At 60.4% G+C, this 17,233-nt stretch carries 15 protein-coding genes; 5 read left to right on the top strand and 10 right to left on the bottom strand.

Annotated features, from left to right (window positions below; translation table 11 throughout):
- Window positions 1–27 precede the first annotated feature (27 nt).
- Both U6037_RS17335 and U6037_RS17330 read left to right on the top strand, forming a co-directional pair.
- Window positions 28–921: a LysR family transcriptional regulator gene (locus U6037_RS17335; protein ID WP_322843894.1), complete on the top strand. Its 894-nt coding sequence runs from the start codon at window positions 28–30 to the stop codon at window positions 919–921.
- 254 nt (window positions 922–1,175) lie between these two features.
- Window positions 1,176–1,961 carry a DeoR/GlpR family DNA-binding transcription regulator gene (locus U6037_RS17330; protein WP_322843893.1) on the top strand — a complete coding sequence of 262 codons (786 nt, stop codon included), beginning with the start codon at window positions 1,176–1,178 and terminating at the stop codon, window positions 1,959–1,961.
- A gap of 130 nt (window positions 1,962–2,091) precedes the next feature.
- Here U6037_RS17330 and U6037_RS17325 read toward each other — a convergent pair whose 3' ends face one another.
- The 8 genes from U6037_RS17325 to U6037_RS17290 all read right to left on the bottom strand — a co-directional run bounded on the left by U6037_RS17325 (window position 2,092) and on the right by U6037_RS17290 (window position 10,122).
- Window positions 2,092–3,375 (bottom strand): FAD-binding oxidoreductase, encoded by a 1,284-nt coding sequence (locus U6037_RS17325; protein WP_322843892.1) that lies wholly within the window; start codon window positions 3,373–3,375, stop codon window positions 2,092–2,094.
- A 147-nt stretch (window positions 3,376–3,522) separates the two neighbouring features.
- Window positions 3,523–4,887: a glutamine synthetase family protein gene (locus U6037_RS17320; RefSeq protein ID WP_322843891.1), complete on the bottom strand. Its 1,365-nt coding sequence runs from the start codon at window positions 4,885–4,887 to the stop codon at window positions 3,523–3,525.
- Window positions 4,888–5,295: 408 nt separating this feature from the next.
- Window positions 5,296–6,639: a chromate efflux transporter gene (chrA, locus tag U6037_RS17315; protein WP_322843890.1), complete on the bottom strand. Its 1,344-nt coding sequence runs from the start codon at window positions 6,637–6,639 to the stop codon at window positions 5,296–5,298.
- 315 nt (window positions 6,640–6,954) lie between these two features.
- Complete coding sequence (moaE, locus tag U6037_RS17310; RefSeq protein ID WP_322843889.1) at window positions 6,955–7,416, bottom strand: molybdopterin synthase catalytic subunit MoaE; 462 nt, start codon at window positions 7,414–7,416, stop codon at window positions 6,955–6,957.
- A gap of 3 nt (window positions 7,417–7,419) precedes the next feature.
- The gene (locus tag U6037_RS17305; RefSeq protein WP_322843888.1) at window positions 7,420–7,671 is read right to left on the bottom strand and encodes a MoaD/ThiS family protein; all 252 of its coding nucleotides are present in this window, start codon (window positions 7,669–7,671) and stop codon (window positions 7,420–7,422) included.
- Window positions 7,668–8,153: a cyclic pyranopterin monophosphate synthase MoaC gene (gene moaC / locus U6037_RS17300; RefSeq protein WP_137216490.1), complete on the bottom strand. Its 486-nt coding sequence runs from the start codon at window positions 8,151–8,153 to the stop codon at window positions 7,668–7,670. The genes U6037_RS17305 and moaC overlap by 4 nt, the downstream gene beginning before the upstream one ends.
- The gene (gene fdhD, locus U6037_RS17295) at window positions 8,150–8,995 is read right to left on the bottom strand and encodes a formate dehydrogenase accessory sulfurtransferase FdhD (protein ID WP_322843887.1); all 846 of its coding nucleotides are present in this window, start codon (window positions 8,993–8,995) and stop codon (window positions 8,150–8,152) included. Before fdhD ends, moaC begins: the two co-directional genes overlap by 4 nt.
- Window positions 8,996–9,222: 227 nt before the next feature.
- Window positions 9,223–10,122 carry a LysR family transcriptional regulator gene (locus U6037_RS17290; protein WP_212621653.1) on the bottom strand — a complete coding sequence of 300 codons (900 nt, stop codon included), beginning with the start codon at window positions 10,120–10,122 and terminating at the stop codon, window positions 9,223–9,225.
- 287 nt (window positions 10,123–10,409) lie between these two features.
- On the opposite strand from U6037_RS17290, the gene moaB reads away from it, so the two are divergent.
- Both moaB and glp read left to right on the top strand, forming a co-directional pair.
- Window positions 10,410–10,949 carry a molybdenum cofactor biosynthesis protein B gene (gene moaB, locus U6037_RS17285; RefSeq protein WP_322843886.1) on the top strand — a complete coding sequence of 180 codons (540 nt, stop codon included), beginning with the start codon at window positions 10,410–10,412 and terminating at the stop codon, window positions 10,947–10,949.
- A complete protein-coding gene (glp, locus tag U6037_RS17280) occupies window positions 10,946–12,151 on the top strand; it encodes a gephyrin-like molybdotransferase Glp (protein WP_322843885.1) in 1,206 nt (401 codons plus the stop codon). Before moaB ends, glp begins: the two co-directional genes overlap by 4 nt.
- 404 nt (window positions 12,152–12,555) lie before the next feature.
- Here the strand turns inward: glp and U6037_RS17275 are convergent, their stop codons facing one another.
- Window positions 12,556–13,452 carry a bestrophin family protein gene (locus U6037_RS17275; RefSeq protein ID WP_322843884.1) on the bottom strand — a complete coding sequence of 299 codons (897 nt, stop codon included), beginning with the start codon at window positions 13,450–13,452 and terminating at the stop codon, window positions 12,556–12,558.
- A gap of 35 nt (window positions 13,453–13,487) precedes the next feature.
- The gene (moaA, locus tag U6037_RS17270) at window positions 13,488–14,486 is read right to left on the bottom strand and encodes a GTP 3',8-cyclase MoaA (protein WP_322843883.1); all 999 of its coding nucleotides are present in this window, start codon (window positions 14,484–14,486) and stop codon (window positions 13,488–13,490) included.
- A 354-nt stretch (window positions 14,487–14,840) separates the two neighbouring features.
- Between moaA and U6037_RS17265 the strand changes: the two genes are divergently transcribed.
- The gene (locus tag U6037_RS17265; protein WP_322843882.1) at window positions 14,841–17,165 is read left to right on the top strand and encodes an FdhF/YdeP family oxidoreductase; all 2,325 of its coding nucleotides are present in this window, start codon (window positions 14,841–14,843) and stop codon (window positions 17,163–17,165) included.
- Window positions 17,166–17,233 lie beyond the last annotated feature (68 nt).

The raw sequence follows: 17,233 nt of genomic DNA, 5'->3' as shown, positions 1-17,233 counted from the left end.
TGAATGTCTGATATGTCTGGTATAGCCATGAATAATTTGAGACGGCTGGATATCAATCTGCTGCTGACCCTCGATGTGCTGCTCTCCGAGCACAACGTCACCCGCGCGGCGCAGCGCCTGAACCTGTCGCAGCCTTCGGTGAGCGTGCATCTGGCCAAGTTGCGCGACATCTTTGGCGATCCGTTGCTGTTACCCGGACCTCGGGGCATGCGCCCGACGGCGCGCGCCGATGAGTTGCGTGAGCCGTTGCGGGAGGCGCTGGAGGCGTTGGAGAGGGCGGTGGCGCCGGCCAGTGCGTTCGACCCGGCGCTGGCGACGCACACCTGGAAGATCGCCGCGACCGATTACGGCGAGTCGACGGTGGTGTTGCCGGCGCTGAGCAGCTTGCGCGAACAGGCGCCGGGCACGCGTCTGGCGGTGATCGATCTGACACCGGCGCATCTGGTCAAGCAGGCCGAGCAGGGCGTGTTCGATCTGGCGCTGCACATCAGCGAAGACGCGCCGCCGGAGCTGCATCGACGGCCGCTGTTCACCGAGCGTTATGTGCTGGCGGGTCGAGTCGGCCATCCGGGATTAAAGTCTGCACCCACACGCAAACAATTCTGCGCGCTGGAACACGTGATGGTGTCGCGAGAGGGCGGGGGCTTTTTCGGGGTGACCGATCGGGCGTTGGCCGATGTCGGGCTGATGCGCAAAGTGGTGTTGTCGGTGCCGCACTTTCTGATGGCGATGTCGGTGTTGGCCAGCACCGATCTGGTGGCGATGCTGCCGTCACGCCTGGTGCGCGGCAACCCGGCGTTGCAAGTGGTCGACGCGCCGCTGGAAGTGCCCGGTTACGAAATGGCGATGTTCTGGGGCGAGCGTTCGCATCGCGATCCGGCACACAAATGGTTGCGTGAGCATTTGTTGGCGTCGGTCTGAGGCACTGTCAGGCATGGCCCAGGGCAATCGCAAATGACACGACGATCATGCACGCAAACGCAAAATTGAGATTCATGAGGTGTTCATCCTGAGCCTTTTAGAGTGGGGCCATTCTGAACAGGCTGAAAGCAAAGAAAAAATTCGCCTTGTTGATTCCAATGATCGAAACAATTGATACCCCGTCGGTTTGTGTTTGTTGAAGCCTTTCGCTACTCTCGCAAAACCTGCAATTACAAGCATAAACAGGCATAACCATGCACGATCATTCCGCGGCTGAACTGCCATCCCTGCGCCGGCAGAAAATCCTCTTGCTCCTCGAACGTGACGGCAAGGTCATGGCGTCCGAGTTGAGCCAGCACTTCGCAGTCTCAGAAGACACCATCCGCCGCGACCTCGCCGAACTGGACAACGCCGGACTGGTGCAACGCGTGCACGGCGGGGCGCTGCCGCGTCCGAAAGACTCCGGCAAGGATTACTTCACGCGGCTGGACGAGACGGATGAGGTGAAGATTCGTCTGGCGCAACGGGCGGCGCAGGAGATTGAAGACGGGCAGATTGTGCTGTTCGATTCCGGCTCGACCACGTTGCAGGTGGCGCGCTCGTTGCGTGCCGATATCAGCATCACGGCGGTGACCGCTTCGCCGATGACGGCGATTGCCTTGTCCGAATTCAAGGGTGTGAAGGTGATTCTCGCTGGCGGCCAATTGAACCCGCGAACGATGGCGGCGGGCGGGCATGAGGCGCTACGACTGCTGGCCGGGATCAGGGCGGATCTGGCGATTACCGGGGTGTGTGCGATTCATCCGGACGTGGGGATTACTTCGCTGCATTTCGACGAGGTGCCGGTGAAGCAGGCGATGCTGGAGGGCGCGGCGCGGGTGATTGCGGTGACCACGGCGGACAAGTTGGGGGCGGTGGAGCCGTTTGTGGTGGCGTCGTGTACGCGCCTGCATACGCTGATAACCGAGCGGCATGTGGCGTCGGGGAGTGTCGAGGATTATCGGCGGTTGGGGATTGTGGTCGAGCAGTTGGCGGATTGAAGTTTTGCTGATTTGAGTGCCTCTTCGCGAGCAGGCTCGCTCCCACAGGTGACCGAGATCTGGCTCAGGAACGCGGTCGAATGTGGGAGCGAGCCTGCTCGCGAAGGGGCCGGTACATTCAGCACATGTTTCAGCGCAGACGCTCAAGCATCTGGTAATACCACATCCCCGCAGCCAACAACGGGTTACCCAGCAAATCCCCCATCGGCACACGAATGTGCTGGCACTGGGCAAACGTATCGAAATGCTCCATCTGCCCGGTGATCGCCCGGCTCATGATTTCACCCATGATGTGCGTCGTCGCGATGCCGTGCCCCGAGTAGCCCTGGCAATACCAGACATTGTCCGAGAGCTTGCCCAGTTGCGGGATGCGGTTGATCACGATGCCCATCGCGCAGCTCCACTGATAATCGATCTGCACGCCTTTGAGTGCCGGAAAGGTTTGTTCGATGCACGGGCGCAGTTCGGCGGCGATGTCCCGTGAATCCTTGCCGCTGTAGTTGGCACCGCCACCGAACAGCAAGCGGCCGTCGGCGGTGAGGCGGTAGTAGTCGAGGACGAAGCGGCAGTCGTACACCGCAAGGTCTTCGGGGTTGATCTGTTTCGCCAGATCGCCGAGGGGCGCGGTTGTAACGATGCCGCCCATGGCCGGGAAAATCTTGCCCTTGAGCTGACCGGGCTCGAGCTTGTGATAGACATCGCCGGCAAGCATCACCTGATTGGCGTCGATCTGCCCGTGAGCCGTGCGCACACCGGGTGTAGCGCCGTGAATGATCTCCAGCACTTCGCTGTTTTCAAAGATCAGCGCCCCGAGACTTTCCGCCGCCCGCGCTTCACCGATGCACAGGTTGAGCGGGTGCAGATGCATGTTACGAGTGTTCTTGATCGCACCGTGATAGAGGTCGCTTTGCAGCAGGTCGCGCACCTGACTGCGGTCGAGCAGGCTGACCTCATCGCCCAGTCCGCGGCGCACGGCTTCTTCATAATCCTTGCGTAGATCGGTCATATGGCTGGGCTTGTACGCCGCGTGCAAATGGCCGTGTTTGAGGTCGCACTGAATGCCGTATTTCTCGACGCGTTGCTGGATGATTTCATGCCCGCGCCAGCGCAGGTGCCAGATGAAGTCATCGACGTCATCGCCGAGTTTCGCGCGCATCTGTTTGCGCATCGCGCCGTCGCCGGAAAGGCTGCCGGTGACTTGTCCGCCATTGCGCCCGGTGGCGCCCCAGCCTATTTTATTACTTTCGACGATGGCGACTTTCAGGCCTTTTTCGGCGAGTTCGACGGCGGTGGCGACGCCGGTGAAACCGCCGCCGATGATCACCACGTCGACGGTGTGCCGACCTTGCACGGTCGGGTAGTCGGTGTCCTGGTTGAGGGTGGCGGTGTAGTAGGAATTGCAGCGTTCGGTCATGTCAGTGTCCACAGGAATTCTTAGGTTGTACGCGGTCCCCTGTAGGAGTGAGCCTGCTCGCGATAGCGGTGTGTCATTCACCCATGATGTGACTGACATGGCCGCATCGCGAGCAGGCTCACTCCTGCAGGGGGTAGGGGTGAGTCTTCAGGCCTCGGTGAGATACCAGCGCCAATCCTGCTCACCCACTTCGGCCATGAACTGCCGGTACTCGGCACGCTTCACCGCCAGATACACCCCGAGAAACTCCTGCCCCAAGGCATCCCGCGCCCACACCGAATTCTCCAGCGCCTGCAGCGACGTCAGCCAATCGGTCGGCAGCAATTCCTTCGCCTGCGCATAGCCATTGCCCTCGACCGGCGCACCCGGGTCGAGGTCTTCACGAATGCCGCGATGAATCCCGGCAAGGATCGCCGCCGCTGCCAGGTACGGGTTGGCATCGGCGCCGCAGATGCGGTGTTCGATGTGCCGGGTGTTGGCCGGGCCGCCCGGAACGCGCAGGCTGACGGTGCGATTGTCGACGCCCCAGGTCGGCGCCAACGGTGCATAGCTGTTGGCCTGAAAGCGCCGGTACGAGTTGGCGTTCGGGCAGAACAGCAGCAGCGAATCGAGCAAGGACGCGAGCATGCCGCCAATCGCTGTGCGCAGCAGCGGCGTGCCGGCCGGGTCTTCCGAGGCGAACAGATTGTGCCCCGCGCCATCGGCCAGACTGACGTGCATGTGCATGCCAGTGCCGGCCAGATCATCGAACGGCTTGGCCATGAACGTCGCCTGCATACCGTGCTTGTGGGCGATGGCCTTAACCAGACGTTTATAGCGCACGGCCTGATCCATCGCCTCCAGTGCATCGCCATGTTCAAGGGTGATTTCCACCTGGCCCGGCGCGTACTCGGAGATCGCCGTGCGTGCCGGAATACCGTGCAGTTTGCAGGCGCTGTAGAGGTCGGCGAGGAACGGTTCGATCTGTTCCAGCTCACGCAAACCGTAAACCTGAGTGTGTCGCGGTCGGCCTCCGTCAGCATCCAGCGCCGGTTGCGGGCGGCCGTTGTGATCACGTTTGGCGTCGAGCAGATAGAACTCCAGTTCGCAGGCCATCACCGGGTAATAACCCTCAGCTTTGAGGCCGTCAATGACCTTGATCAGCAAGTGTCGCGGGTCGGCGATGCTGGCGGGCATGCCCTCGGTCGGGTGCATGCTGACCTGCACGGCGGCGGTCGGAATCTTGCGCCACGGCAGGCGCACCAGACTGCCCTCAAGCGGATAGGCGCGGCAGTCGATATCGCCGACGTCCCAGACCAGACCGGAGTTTTCGACGTCTTCACCTTGCACGGTCAGACCGAGAATAGTGCTCGGTAGCGGCCGGCCGCTTTGGTACACGGCGAGCAGTTCTTCGCGGTGCAACAGCTTGCCGCGTGGCACGCCGTTGGCGTCGAGGATGAACAGTTCGATCATGTCGATATCGGGGTTCTGTTCAAGGAACAGGCGTGCGTCTTCGATGGCTGCGAATTTCATAATCAATCACTCACGATGGCGCCGCACAGGCGCGCAGATTCGGGCCGGACACGACGCAGCAATAGGCGTGGCTGTCCTGGCAGGGATATCAAGAAGCAGGGGGCTGTCGCGGTTCTTTAACGGACGCGATCAGACAGACCGGGCGATATCCGGCGGGCGTGCGGAGTGACGCAGCTTGGAACGGCGCAGGGCCATGGGGAGATTGACGATACGATTCATACGCCGCCCCTGTTAGAGAGGGCGCGCAGGGTAGAGACGTTCAACGATTCTGCTTGTTGTAGTGACGTACTCATAACGCGTGTTTCCGTTGGCGGAAAACGTCGGCGGCGGGCTGACCCGCCGACCGGTGTGCCCGGATAGTAAGGGGGAATTCGCGGGCGTGTAAACGGGAGATTAGCAGGCCAGGGTTCAGCGCATCAGGTGAAAGCCCAGCCCGGCGAGGGCGCAAACGATCAACACACTGATCACGCCGCGTTTGAAAACGAACAGCGCCAGCGCCGCCGCAACTGCCAACATCAGCGAAAACACATCCAGCGCCCCGGCAAAACCGTTCGGCCACAACACGTGATAGGCGAAGAAACACGCCAGATTCACAATCACCCCGACCACGGCGGCAGTGATTGCCGTCAGCGGTGCCGTGAACTTCAGTTCGTTGTGCGTCGATTCCACCAGCGGCCCGCCGGCGAGGATGAACAGAAACGAGGGCAGGAAGGTGAACCAGGTCACCAGCGTTGCCGCCAGCGCACCGGCGGCAAATGCATGCTCGGGACCGAAGGCCGGTTGCACGTAGGCACCGACGAAACCGACGAACGCCACCACCATGATCAGCGGGCCCGGCGTGGTTTCGCCGAGCGCGAGGCCGTCGATCATCTGCGTCGGCGTCAACCAGCCGTAATGCCCGACGGCGCCCTGATAGACGTAAGGCAGCACCGCGTAGGCGCCGCCAAACGTGAGCAGGGCGGCTTTGGTGAAGAACCAGGCCATTTGCGTGAACGTGCCGTCCCAGCCGAACAACGTCGTCAATAACGCCATGGGCAAACACCAGAGCACTGCGCCGATCAACGCCAGACGCAGCAGCTTCGGCAGACTGAAACGGGCGTGTTCGGGCGCTGGCGTATCGTCATCGATCAATGCCGCACCGAAGGACTTTTTGCTATTGCGTTGACCGCCATGGCTGAACCGATGCGGCGCAAATCGTCCGCCCAGATAGCCGATCAACGCGGCCCCGAGAACGATCAAGGGGAAGGGCACATTGAAGGCGAAAATCGCCACGAACGAGGCGCCCGCAATCGCCCATAGCCAGACATTCTTCAACGCACGCGAACCGATGCGATGCGCGGCGTGCAGCACAATCGCGGTGATCGCCGGTTTGATCCCGTAAAACACCCCGGCCACTGCTGGCACATCACCGAAAGCAACGTACAGCCAGGACAAGCCAATCAGAATGAACAACGACGGCAGCACAAACAGCGCACCGGCGATGACTCCGCCCCAGGTGCGATGCAGCAGCCAGCCGATGTACGTCGCCAATTGCTGGGCCTCGGGGCCGGGCAGCAACATGCAGTAGTTGAGCGCGTGCAGGAAACGTTTTTCGGAGATCCAGCGCCGACGCTCGACCAGTTCCTGATGCATGATCGCGATCTGCCCGGCCGGGCCGCCGAAACCGATACAGCCGAGTTTCAGCCAGAAGCGCCAGGCCTGGCGCAGGGTGACGGGGTCGGGGCGGGGCAGGTGGTTCGGCGCTGTGCTCAAGCGAGACTCCGGAGTTGAAACCTGGCGGAGCGGCTATCTAATCAGACTTTCAACCCTCACCCCAGCCCTCTCCCAGAGGGAGAGGGGGCCGACCGAGGTGTCTTGTGTTATCCATCGACCTGAAAAATCGAGTCGATTATGGATTTGATGGTCACCCGAAGGGGCTGATCGAGGTGTCTGCCGTTCTCCATGACCGGAAAGATCCCATCGATTATGGATTCAATAAAGTACTTCCAGGTCGGCGTACCTCTGCAATATCCCCCAATCAGTCCCCTCTCCCTCTGGGAGAGGGTTAGGGTGAGGGGCTTTTGCTGTTCAGGCATGCGCCAGGCTCCAGCGCAAAGCAGCATTCTGATCACTCTCCCGAGCTTCGACCCAATGCGCACCCTGCGACGTAGTCTCGCGCTTCCAGAACGGCGCACGGGTCTTGAGCACGTCCATGATGAACGCGCAGGCCTCGAACGCCATATGCCGATGCTTGCTGCTGACCCCGACAAACACGATCGGCTCGCACACCGACAGCGTACCGACCCGATGCACAATCTCCACCCCCAACAACGGCCAACGCTCGCGGGCCTCTTCGGCGATTTGTTCGAGGGCCTTTTCGGTCATGCCCGGATAGTGCTCAAGAAACAACTCGTTCACCGTCTGGCCAATATTCAGATCACGCACGTAACCAATGAAATTCACCACCGCGCCCACCCGTGGATTGCGCGCGTGCAGGTCGGCGGTCAACTGGCCGACGTCGAAGCTTTTGTACTGGACTCGAACTGTCATCAATCAGCCTCCGGTGACCGGCGGAAAAAAGGCAATTTCATCGAAATCCTCTATCGCTTGACTTGGCTGACACAATTCCTGATTCACCGCGCACATCAGGTTGCCGGCACCGAGCACTTCACGCCACAGCTCGCCGCGCTCCATGAGCATTTGCCGCACGTCTTCAACGCAGCTCAAAGCCTCAGTCAGCGGGATTTTTTCACCGCCCAGATTGAGCCGGTCACGGTAGCTGGCGAAGTAGTTGATCAGGATCATTGCGCGTCCTCCCATTGAAAGTGGCCTGAGCGGCCGCCCTGTTTGCTGAGCAGGCGGATGTCGCCGATGACCATCGCCCGATCCACCGCTTTGCACATGTCGTAAATGGTCAGCGCGGCGACGCTGGCGGCAGTCAACGCTTCGAGTTCGACGCCGGTCTGGCCGGTGAGGCGACAGGTGCTGGTGATCTGCACCCGGTCAGGTTCGCAGGCCTTGAGTTCGACGTGAATCGAACTGAGCAACAGCGCATGGCACAGCGGGATCAGTTCATGAGTGCGCTTGGCCGCTTGAATTCCGGCGATCCGCGCCACCGCGAAGACATCGCCTTTCGGATGACCGTTGGCCTGAATCATCTGCAAGGTTTGCGGGTGCATCTGCACCCAGGCTTGCGCGCTGGCTTCGCGGCGGGTCGCGGCTTTGTCGCTGACGTCGACCATGTTGGCGCGGCCCTGATCGTCGAGGTGGGTGAGGGTGTGGCTCATGCGGAAAACTCCTGGATCGGGCTGTAAATTCGCGGGGCGTTGCGGTGCGGCACGTGGATCAGGTTGAGTCGATGCCTGAGCGCCCAACCCACGGTCAGTGCGGTAGGCGCTGACAGGCTGACGAGGGTGCCAAGGCGAGCGCGCACGGCTTTGTGGATCAGTTCGAGGCTGCAACGGCTAGTGACCACCACAAAGCCTTCAGCGGCATCAATGGTGTCGATCTGCATCGCGCCGATCAGCTTGTCGAGGGCGTTGTGGCGACCGATGTCTTCACGGCACAGCAGCGCTTCGCCGTCGCCGTCGAAATACAACGCGGCGTGCAGCGCGCCACTGCTGCGCGCCAGTTGCTGGGCCTGTTCGATGCGTTGGCGGATGCCGTCGAAATGCTCGGACGGCGGTAACGGCGAAGGTTGCAGGATCTGCAGCTGCGGCAACGCCTGCTCCAGCGCTTCGACGCCACAGATGCCGCAACCGCTGGTGCCGGTCATTTGCCGGCGATGATCCTTCAAGGCCCAGAACGCGCGGCTGGAAATCTGCACGTTGGCCTGACAGGCCTGATCGAAATGCGTCAGGCGGATGTCGTAGATCTCGTCGACGCTGTCGATGATCGCGTTGCTCAGGCTGAAGCCACGGATGAAGTCTTCGAGGTTGCCGGGCGAGACCATCATCACTGCCTGGCTGAGGCCGTTGTAGCTGATGGCGAGGGCGATTTCCGAGGCGAGAGCTGCCTGGGAAAGCGGGGCGTTCGGCAGGTATTCGCGAAACGCCACTTGTGCCGGTTGCGGGGCGGGGGCGTTGGGTTCGCTGGTGGATTCTGCGATGGTTTCGACTTGGCAGAGCATCTTGAAAGTCCCGAAGCGCTGAAGAGTGTTCAGGCTACGGGGGCGTTAAAAGTGCGTCCAATCGCTTGTTCTGATGTGGTGATTGCTTTGGTCGATCAACACGGTCACATCCAAAATTTTTGCTGTTTGGTCGGGCCTCTTCGCGAGCAGGCTCGCTCCCACAGGGGAACGCATTTCAATTGTGGGAGCGAGCCTGCTCGCGAAGGCGGTCTGACATTCAACATCAATTATTCGGCAGAAACCTCAACCCCAAACAACTTCCGCGCCTCGGCAAAACACTTCTCGGCAATTGCCGAGCGCGGTTCGGTCTTGCGCATCACCAGCCCCAACGGCGCCAGCACACTGGCATCCGGCAATTGCATGAACGACAGATGCTCGATCGGCTCCTCAAGCCCGCTGTCCAGCGGCATGATCGCGCAGCAGAAGCCCTGGTGAATCGCCTGCAACAGCTGATAGGTCGAATCGCTTTCCATGATCGGCTGCGGACTGAGCCCACGGCTGCGGAAGCTCAGGTCGATGGATTTGCGGTAATGCATGCCGGCGGTGATCATTCCCAGCGGCAATTCGGCGGCGTCTTCCCAGCTCATTTCCGAGCCTTCGAAATGGAAATGCCGGTTGTCGTAGAGCAGCCCTACGCGCGTCTCACCAATCTCGAAAAACTCGAAGTAATTCGGGTTGACGTGGTCGAGGTAACACACACCCAGATCAAGCTGATTGTTGCCCAGCCCGGCGATGATCTCGTCGGAACTGAGCGACGACAGGCTGAACTTCAACTCCGGGTACGTCGCCGACAACCCCTGAATGTAATTGACCGGGTTGAAGCTGCTCAGCGGCACCAGACCCAGACGCAAGCTACCCACCAGTTGCCCGCGACACGCCGCCGCTTCGGCGAACAGGCCGTCATGCGCCGCCAGCAAAGTACGCGCCCAGGCCAGCACGCGTTCGCCGGCCTGAGTGAAACCTTCAAAGCGCTGGCCACGGTTGACCAGCACCAGATCCAGTTCGTCTTCCAGATTGCGCAGGCGCATCGACAACGTCGGTTGGGTGATGTGGCAGCGTGCGGCGGCCTGGCCGAAGTGGCGGGTTTCGTCCAGCGCGATCAGGAACTTGAGTTGTTTGATGTCCACGATGGCACCTGCTCGATGGGGATTTTTTGATTGAGTATTGACGCAGATGCGCAAGGCGCACGAAAAGCGCAGGGTGCGACGATCTCACTTGAACGATTGTTCGTCCAATCGGAAGTGTTTAAAGGACTATCGATCAGCTCTATCAGCCACGGTTTCACTGGCTTTGTTCAGTGCAAAAGGCGCTGATAGAGCCGCTCGATAATGTGGTTGGCCAGAGTGATTAGACAGTACTCATAAGTGGCACTTAGGCTGCTCGGCAATCTGATTAATTACTGCCGGAGAGTCCCATGAGCGCCAAAGCGGATGCCCTGTTTGTCCCCCTCAATATTGCCGTGCTGACGGTCAGCGATACGCGCGACTATGCCAGCGATACCTCGGGCCAGTTGCTGGTCAGTCGCTTGCTGGAGGCCGGTCATACGTTGAGCGAGCGCAACTTGCTCAAGGACGATCTGTACAAGATCCGCGCTCAGGTAGCGAACTGGATCGCCGACGAAGGCATTCAGGTGGTGCTGATCACTGGCGGCACTGGTTTCACCGGTCGCGATAGCACGCCGGAAGCGGTGGCGTGCTTGTTCGACAAACAGATCGATGGTTTTGGCGAGCTGTTCCGCGCGATTTCGATTCTGGACATCGGCACGTCCACCGTGCAAAGCCGTGCACTGGCCGGGCTGTCGAACGGCACCCTGGTGTGCTGCCTGCCGGGCTCGACGGGCGCTTGCCGCACGGCGTGGGAAGGCATTCTTGCCGAGCAACTGGATAACCGTCATCGCCCGTGCAACTTCGTCCCGCATCTGAAAGCGGTGCAGACGTGTGGGCCGCGCGGATGAGCCGTTCACCCTTGATGCCGGTGGAGGACGCGCTCGAGCAGTTGTTGCTCATGGCCAATGAACAACAACTGGCCGACAGCGAAGTGCTGGCGCTCGATGAGGCGCGCGGCCGGGTGTTGGCCAGTGATCTGGTAGCGACCCTCGATTTACCGCCGTGGCCGAACAGCGCCATGGACGGTTATGCGTTGAACCTGGCCGATCTGGATCAGCAGCCGCTAGCGGTGTCGCAACGGGTTTACGCGGGGGCCGCTCCTGAGGTGTTGTTGCCTGGAACTTGCGCGCGGATCTTCACTGGCGCGCCGGTGCCACCCGGTGCCAACTGCGTGGAAATGCAGGAAAACGTCGAGGTACTGGACGACGGTCGCGTGCGGTTTTTGCAGCCGTTAAAGGTCGAGCAGAACATTCGCGCACAGGGTCAGGAGAACCGCGTCGGCGATATTTTGCTGCGTGCGGGCAAGCGCCTCGGTCCGTTTGAACTGGCGGTGGCGGCGGGGCAGGGGCTGGCGCAGTTGCATGTGGTGCGCCGGCCGAGGGTGGCGCTGTTGTCGACCGGTGATGAGCTGGTCGAACCGGGTCAGCCGTTGCGCCCCGGCAGCATTTACAACAGCAATCGTGTGCTGTTGGGGCATTGGCTGCGTGAGTTGGGTTGTGAGGTGATCGACGCCGGGATCCTCCCGGATCATCCGGCGCAGACACGGCTCAAGCTTGAGCAACTGCAAGTGAGCGCGGATCTGATTCTGACCACGGGCGGCGTGTCTGCCGGTGATGCCGACTGCCTCGGGCAGGTGCTGCGCGACAGCGGCAAACCGCTGTTGTGGAAACTGGCGATCAAGCCAGGCAAACCGCTGACGGTCGGGCATTTCGGTACGGTGCCGGTGATTGGTCTGCCGGGCAATCCGACCTCGGCGCTGGTGACGTTTGGCTTGTTGGCGCGGCCGTATCTGCTGCGCATTCAAGGTGTCGAAGATGTCATGCCGCTGAGTTTTACGGTCAACGCAGGCTTCGATTGGCACAAGCCCGGCGGCCGTCGTGAGTACCTGCGGGTGAAGCTGGAAGCGGGGCGTGCGGTGCTTTATCCGAATCAAAGCTCCGGCGTCCTGCTCGGCGCGACCTGGGCCGACGGCCTGGTGGAAATCCCTGAGAACAGCACGCACAACCTCGGCGACCCGCTGCGCTTCATCCCCTTCAGCGAACTCTTCTGACCTCACCACCAATCAAACTGTGGGAGCGAGCCTGCTCGCGAAGGCGGTGGCCCAGTCAACATCTGCGTTGGCTGGTCAACCGCTATCGCGAGCAGGCTCACTCCTACAATGGTTTTGTGGTGCTCAACAATATCCGCGGTGTACGCAAAACCTGTGGGAGCGAGCCTGCTCGCGAATGCGAAGTGTCAGTCAACATTGATTTTGGCTGATAGGGCCCCTTCGCGAGCAGGCTCGCTCCCACAATGGCTTTATGGCGCTCATCAATATCCGGGTGTGAATGCAAAACCTGTAGGAGTGAGCCTGCTCGCGATGGCGGAGGGTCAGTCGACGAAGATGTTGACTGGGCCGGCGCTATCGCGAGCAGGCTCGCTCCCACAGGGTTTCGGGGTGTCTGGAGAGAAGGATCAGCTCAGCACATAGTCCACCGGTTTCAGCGCCGGCGGTACGTCTGCGCGCAGTTCGCTGAGGATATCGCGTTCGATGGTGCGCACCAGTGCATCGGTGGGCAGGTCGTTTTCGTCGCGGCCGAAGGGGTCTTCCAGTTCATCGGCAATCGCATCCAGGCCAAAGAACGTGTAGCTGACAATCGCCGTGAACAACGGTGTCAGCCAGCCCAGCGGTTCAGCCATGGCAAACGGCAGCAGGATGCAGAACAGATAAATCGTCCGGTGCAACAACAGCGTGTAAGGAAACGGCAGTGGCGTGGTTTTGATCCGCTCACACACCGCTTGCGCTTGGGTCAGGCTGGTCAAATGGTTGGCCAGCAACATGTAACGCCACTCAGTCAGCTCACCGTTCTGATGCAGATCGGAACACTGCTGGCCGACCGTTTGCAGGATGCGCCCGCTGTAATCCGGTGTCTGCGGATCGGGTTTCGGCATGATCCATTGGCTGCTCGCATCGGCCTCGCTTTCCTTGCGTAATCGCGCGTTCAGCGCATGGGCAAAGCCGCACAGATTGAGCAACAACGGCTTGCGCTCAGCCGACTCACGAATGACATGGGTTTCACGAATCACCGAGCGAATGTGCACGATCACTTCGCCCCAGGCTTTGCGCGCTTCGTACCAGCGGTCATAGCAGGCGTTGTTGCGAAAATTCATGAAGATCGACAGCGACAAACCGAGCAGCGTAAACGGCGTGGCGTTGACCTTGGTGAAGTTGCTTGGATGGAGGATTTCCACCAGCACGATAGCCGAAGCGAGCAGGGTGACCATCAACGTGCGCATGGCGATGCGCTTGGCGATCGAACCCTTGAGGGTGAAGAGAATGGCGAACTGGTTGACCTTGGGTCTGATGATCATGCTGTGCGGTTCCGATAACCCTTGGAAGGGGCGGTCTAGCCGCCCGTCATGTTCATGAAGCGCACGACCTGAACATCATCGTTCACTTCGAAATTATGTCGATACGGCTTGAGTTTCATCGCCTCGATGATGGCTTTCTCCAGCCGCTGCGGTTGCCCCGGATGCGCACGCAGCACCGCTTTCAGATCCACCGCATGCTCGTTACCCAGACACAGTAGCAGGCGCCCTTCGACGGTGAGGCGCACACGGTTGCATGTGCCACAAAAGTTGTGGCTGTGCGGCGAGATAAAGCCCAGGCGAATCTCCGGCGCCTCGGCCAGCCGCCAGTAGCGTGACGGGCCTTGCGTCGACTCGGCAGAGTCAATCAGGGTGTAGCGCTCGGCAATCTTTTCGCGCACCTGTGCGCTGGAGAAAAATGACTCGGCACGGCTGTGTTCGCTGATGATCCCCAGCGGCATCTCTTCGATGAAAGAGACGTCGAGCTGACGGTCGATCGCGAAGCTCACCAGATCGTTGATCTCTTGATCATTACGGCCCTGCATCACCACGACATTGAGTTTAGTGCGGGTAAAACCGGCCTTGCGCGCGGCATCGATGCCGTTGATCACCTGCGCCAGATCGCCGGTGCGGGTCATCTGTTTGAAGCGCTGCGGATCAAGGCTGTCGAGGCTGATGTTCAGGCGTTTGACCCCGGCATCGAACAGTGGAGCGGCGAGTTTGCCCAGTTGCGAGCCGTTGGTGGTCATGCACAACTCGCGCAGGCCGGGCAGGGCGGCGATCTGCTCGCACAACTTGACCACGCCCGGACGGATCAGCGGCTCGCCACCGGTGAGGCGAATCTTGCGCGTCCCCAACGCCACAAAGCTCTGTGCCAGTTGATAGATCTCTTCCAGCGTCAGCACTTGCTGGCGCGGCAGAAACTGCATGTCTTCGGCCATGCAATAGACGCAGCGGAAGTCGCAGCGGTCGGTCACCGACATGCGCAGATAGTCGACGCGGCGGTTGTAACCATCGATCAAGACACGCTCTGACATGACAGCCTCGCAGGAATGAAAACCCCGGTTGAAGGAGTTTGGTCAGCGCAGGTTATGGCTAACTTTAAGTGCCGTCCAATCACTGTTAATGAACAGCTGATTGATGCCGTCGATGATGAATTATTTTTCGCCGAAAGTTGCTCCGTTAGTTTCGCAAGGCCCCGTAAATAAGGGGTTTTAATCCGTGATAGATGCTTTCGATAAGACGGTCATTAATAGCGATTAGACAATGTTTTGTAACGGTTCATATCCTTGCCCCGGCAAACCCAACGACCACTTTTCAACCTTTAAAGTCGGCCGTCGCTGTTTAACCGAATCAGGTTCATGCCTGTGTACATCGTCATGGAGAGTCCCATGTCACAAGTCGACCGTTACAAACCCTACAAAGGCGCCGCTGCCGGTTGGGGCGCTGTCATCAGCCTGACCAAGAGCTGGCTGGGCAGTGAAAACGCCCTGAAAAACATCCGTGCCATGCTCAAGACCAACCAGAACGGCGGCTTCGACTGCCCGGGTTGTGCCTGGGGTGAAGCACCGGGCGCGAGTATGTTGAAGTTCTGCGAGAACGGCGCGAAAGCGGTGAACTGGGAAGCGACCGGGCGCTTGGTCGACCCGGCGTTCTTCAACAAGTACACGGTGTCGAGCCTGGCCGAACAGAGCGACTACTGGCTGGAATATCAGGGCCGCCTGACCCACCCGATGCGCTACGACGCGCGGGTCGACCGCTATGTGGAAATCAGCTGGACAGACGCTTTTGCGCTGATTGCTGATCATCTGAAAAACCTCAAATCGCCGCACGAAGCCGAGTTCTACACCTCGGGTCGCGCCAGCAACGAAGCGGCGTTTCTCTATCAATTGTTCGTCCGTGCGTTCGGCACCAATAACTTCCCCGACTGCTCGAACATGTGCCACGAAGCCAGTGCGGTGAGCATGAACGAGACACTCGGCGTCGGCAAAGGCACCGTGGTTTACGAGGATCTGCACCACGCCGACGCGATTTTCGTCATCGGCCAAAACCCCGGCACCAACCACCCGCGCATGCTCGAACCGCTGCGTGAAGCGGTGAAGCGTGGCGCGCAGGTTGTGTGTATCAATCCGCTGAAAGAGCGTGGCCTGGAGCGTTTCCAGAACCCGCAGAACCCGCTGGAAATGCTCAGCAACGGCTGGGAAGCGACCAACACCGCGTACTTCCGCCCGGCGCTGGGCGGCGACATGGCGATGATTCGCGGCATGGTCAAATTCCTGTTGCAGTGGGAGCGCGAAGCGCAAGCGACTGGCGGCGAACCAGTGTTCGATCACGCCTTCATCGCCGAGCACACTACGGGTCTGGACAGCTATCTGGCTGAAGTCGAGGCAACAAGCTGGGAGCATATTCTCGAGCAGTCCGGCGTGCCGCTGCATGACATTGAACTGGCCGCGCGCATGTATGGCCGCGCCAAAAGCGTGATCATGTGCTGGGCCATGGGCCTGACCCAACACGTGCATTCGGTGGCGACCTTGCAGGAGGTCATCAACCTGCAACTGCTGCGCGGCAACGTCGGCCGCCCGGGCGCCGGGCTTTCCCCGGTGCGCGGGCACAGTAACGTGCAGGGTGACCGCACCATGGGCATCAACGAACTGGCGCCGAAAGACCTGATGGACGCGCTGGAAAAACGCTTCAACTTCGACGTGCCGCGCATGCATGGGCACAACACGGTGATGGCGATCGGCGCCATGGAACGTGGCGAAGCCAAGGTGTTCATCGGTCTGGGCGGCAACTTCGCCCAAGCCACGCCGGACACCCCGCGCACCCACGCCGCCATGCGTAAACTCGATCTGACCGTGCATATCGCGACCAAGCTCAACCGCAGCCATTTGGTCACCGGTCGCGACGCGCTGATCCTGCCATGCCTCGGGCGTACCGACATTGACATCCAGGCCGAAGGCCCGCAAGGCGTGACCGTCGAAGACACCTTTAGCATGGTGCATTTGTCATTCGGTCAGTTGAAGCCGAAATCGGCACATTTGAAATCCGAGCCGGCGATCATTGCCGGGATCGCCGCCGCGACGCTGGGCAAGCACCCGATCGATTGGGAGTGGGTCGTGGGCGACTACGGGCGCATCCGCAACCTGATTGCCGATGTGATTCCGGGCTTCGAAAACTTCAATGAAAAACTGTTGATTCCGGGTGGCTTCCACCTCGGCAACGACGCCTCGGATCGGGTCTGGAATACCGAAAGCGGCAAGGCCCAGTTCACCCCGTGTGTGCTGCCGGAGCACTTGATCAACGAAGGTGTGCGCAACCTGCCGGTGAAACCGCATCTGATCCTGCAGACCATGCGTTCCCACGATCAGTACAACACCACGCTGTACGGCCTCGATGATCGGTATCGCGGGGTTTACGGCATGCGCGATGTGATCTTTGCCAACCAACAGGACATCCAGCGTCTCGGTTTCGAACCGGGGCAGAAGGTCGATCTGGTGGCGCTGTGGGATGACGAACGTGAACGTCGGGTCAGCGGTTTCACCCTGATCGCTTACGACATTCCGGCAGGGCAGGCAGCGGCGTATTACCCGGAGACTAACCCTTTGGTGCCGCTGGAAAGCTACGGCGACCGGACCTACACGCCGACTTCCAAATTTGTGGCGATCCGCCTCGAAGCCGCGAAGGTCAGCAACCTGATTCCGTCGTCGGTGGCGTAACCCGCCACTCATAAAAACACTGGAAACTTTACTGGCTGCAGGCGTTCACGTCTGGCGGTGGCCCGGGT

The sequence above is a fragment of the Pseudomonas sp. B33.4 genome, from assembly GCF_034555375.1.
GTDB lineage: Bacteria > Pseudomonadota > Gammaproteobacteria > Pseudomonadales > Pseudomonadaceae > Aquipseudomonas.
The sequence above is the reverse complement of the archived record's forward strand: the minus strand, read 5'-3'. Positions and strand labels throughout refer to the sequence as shown.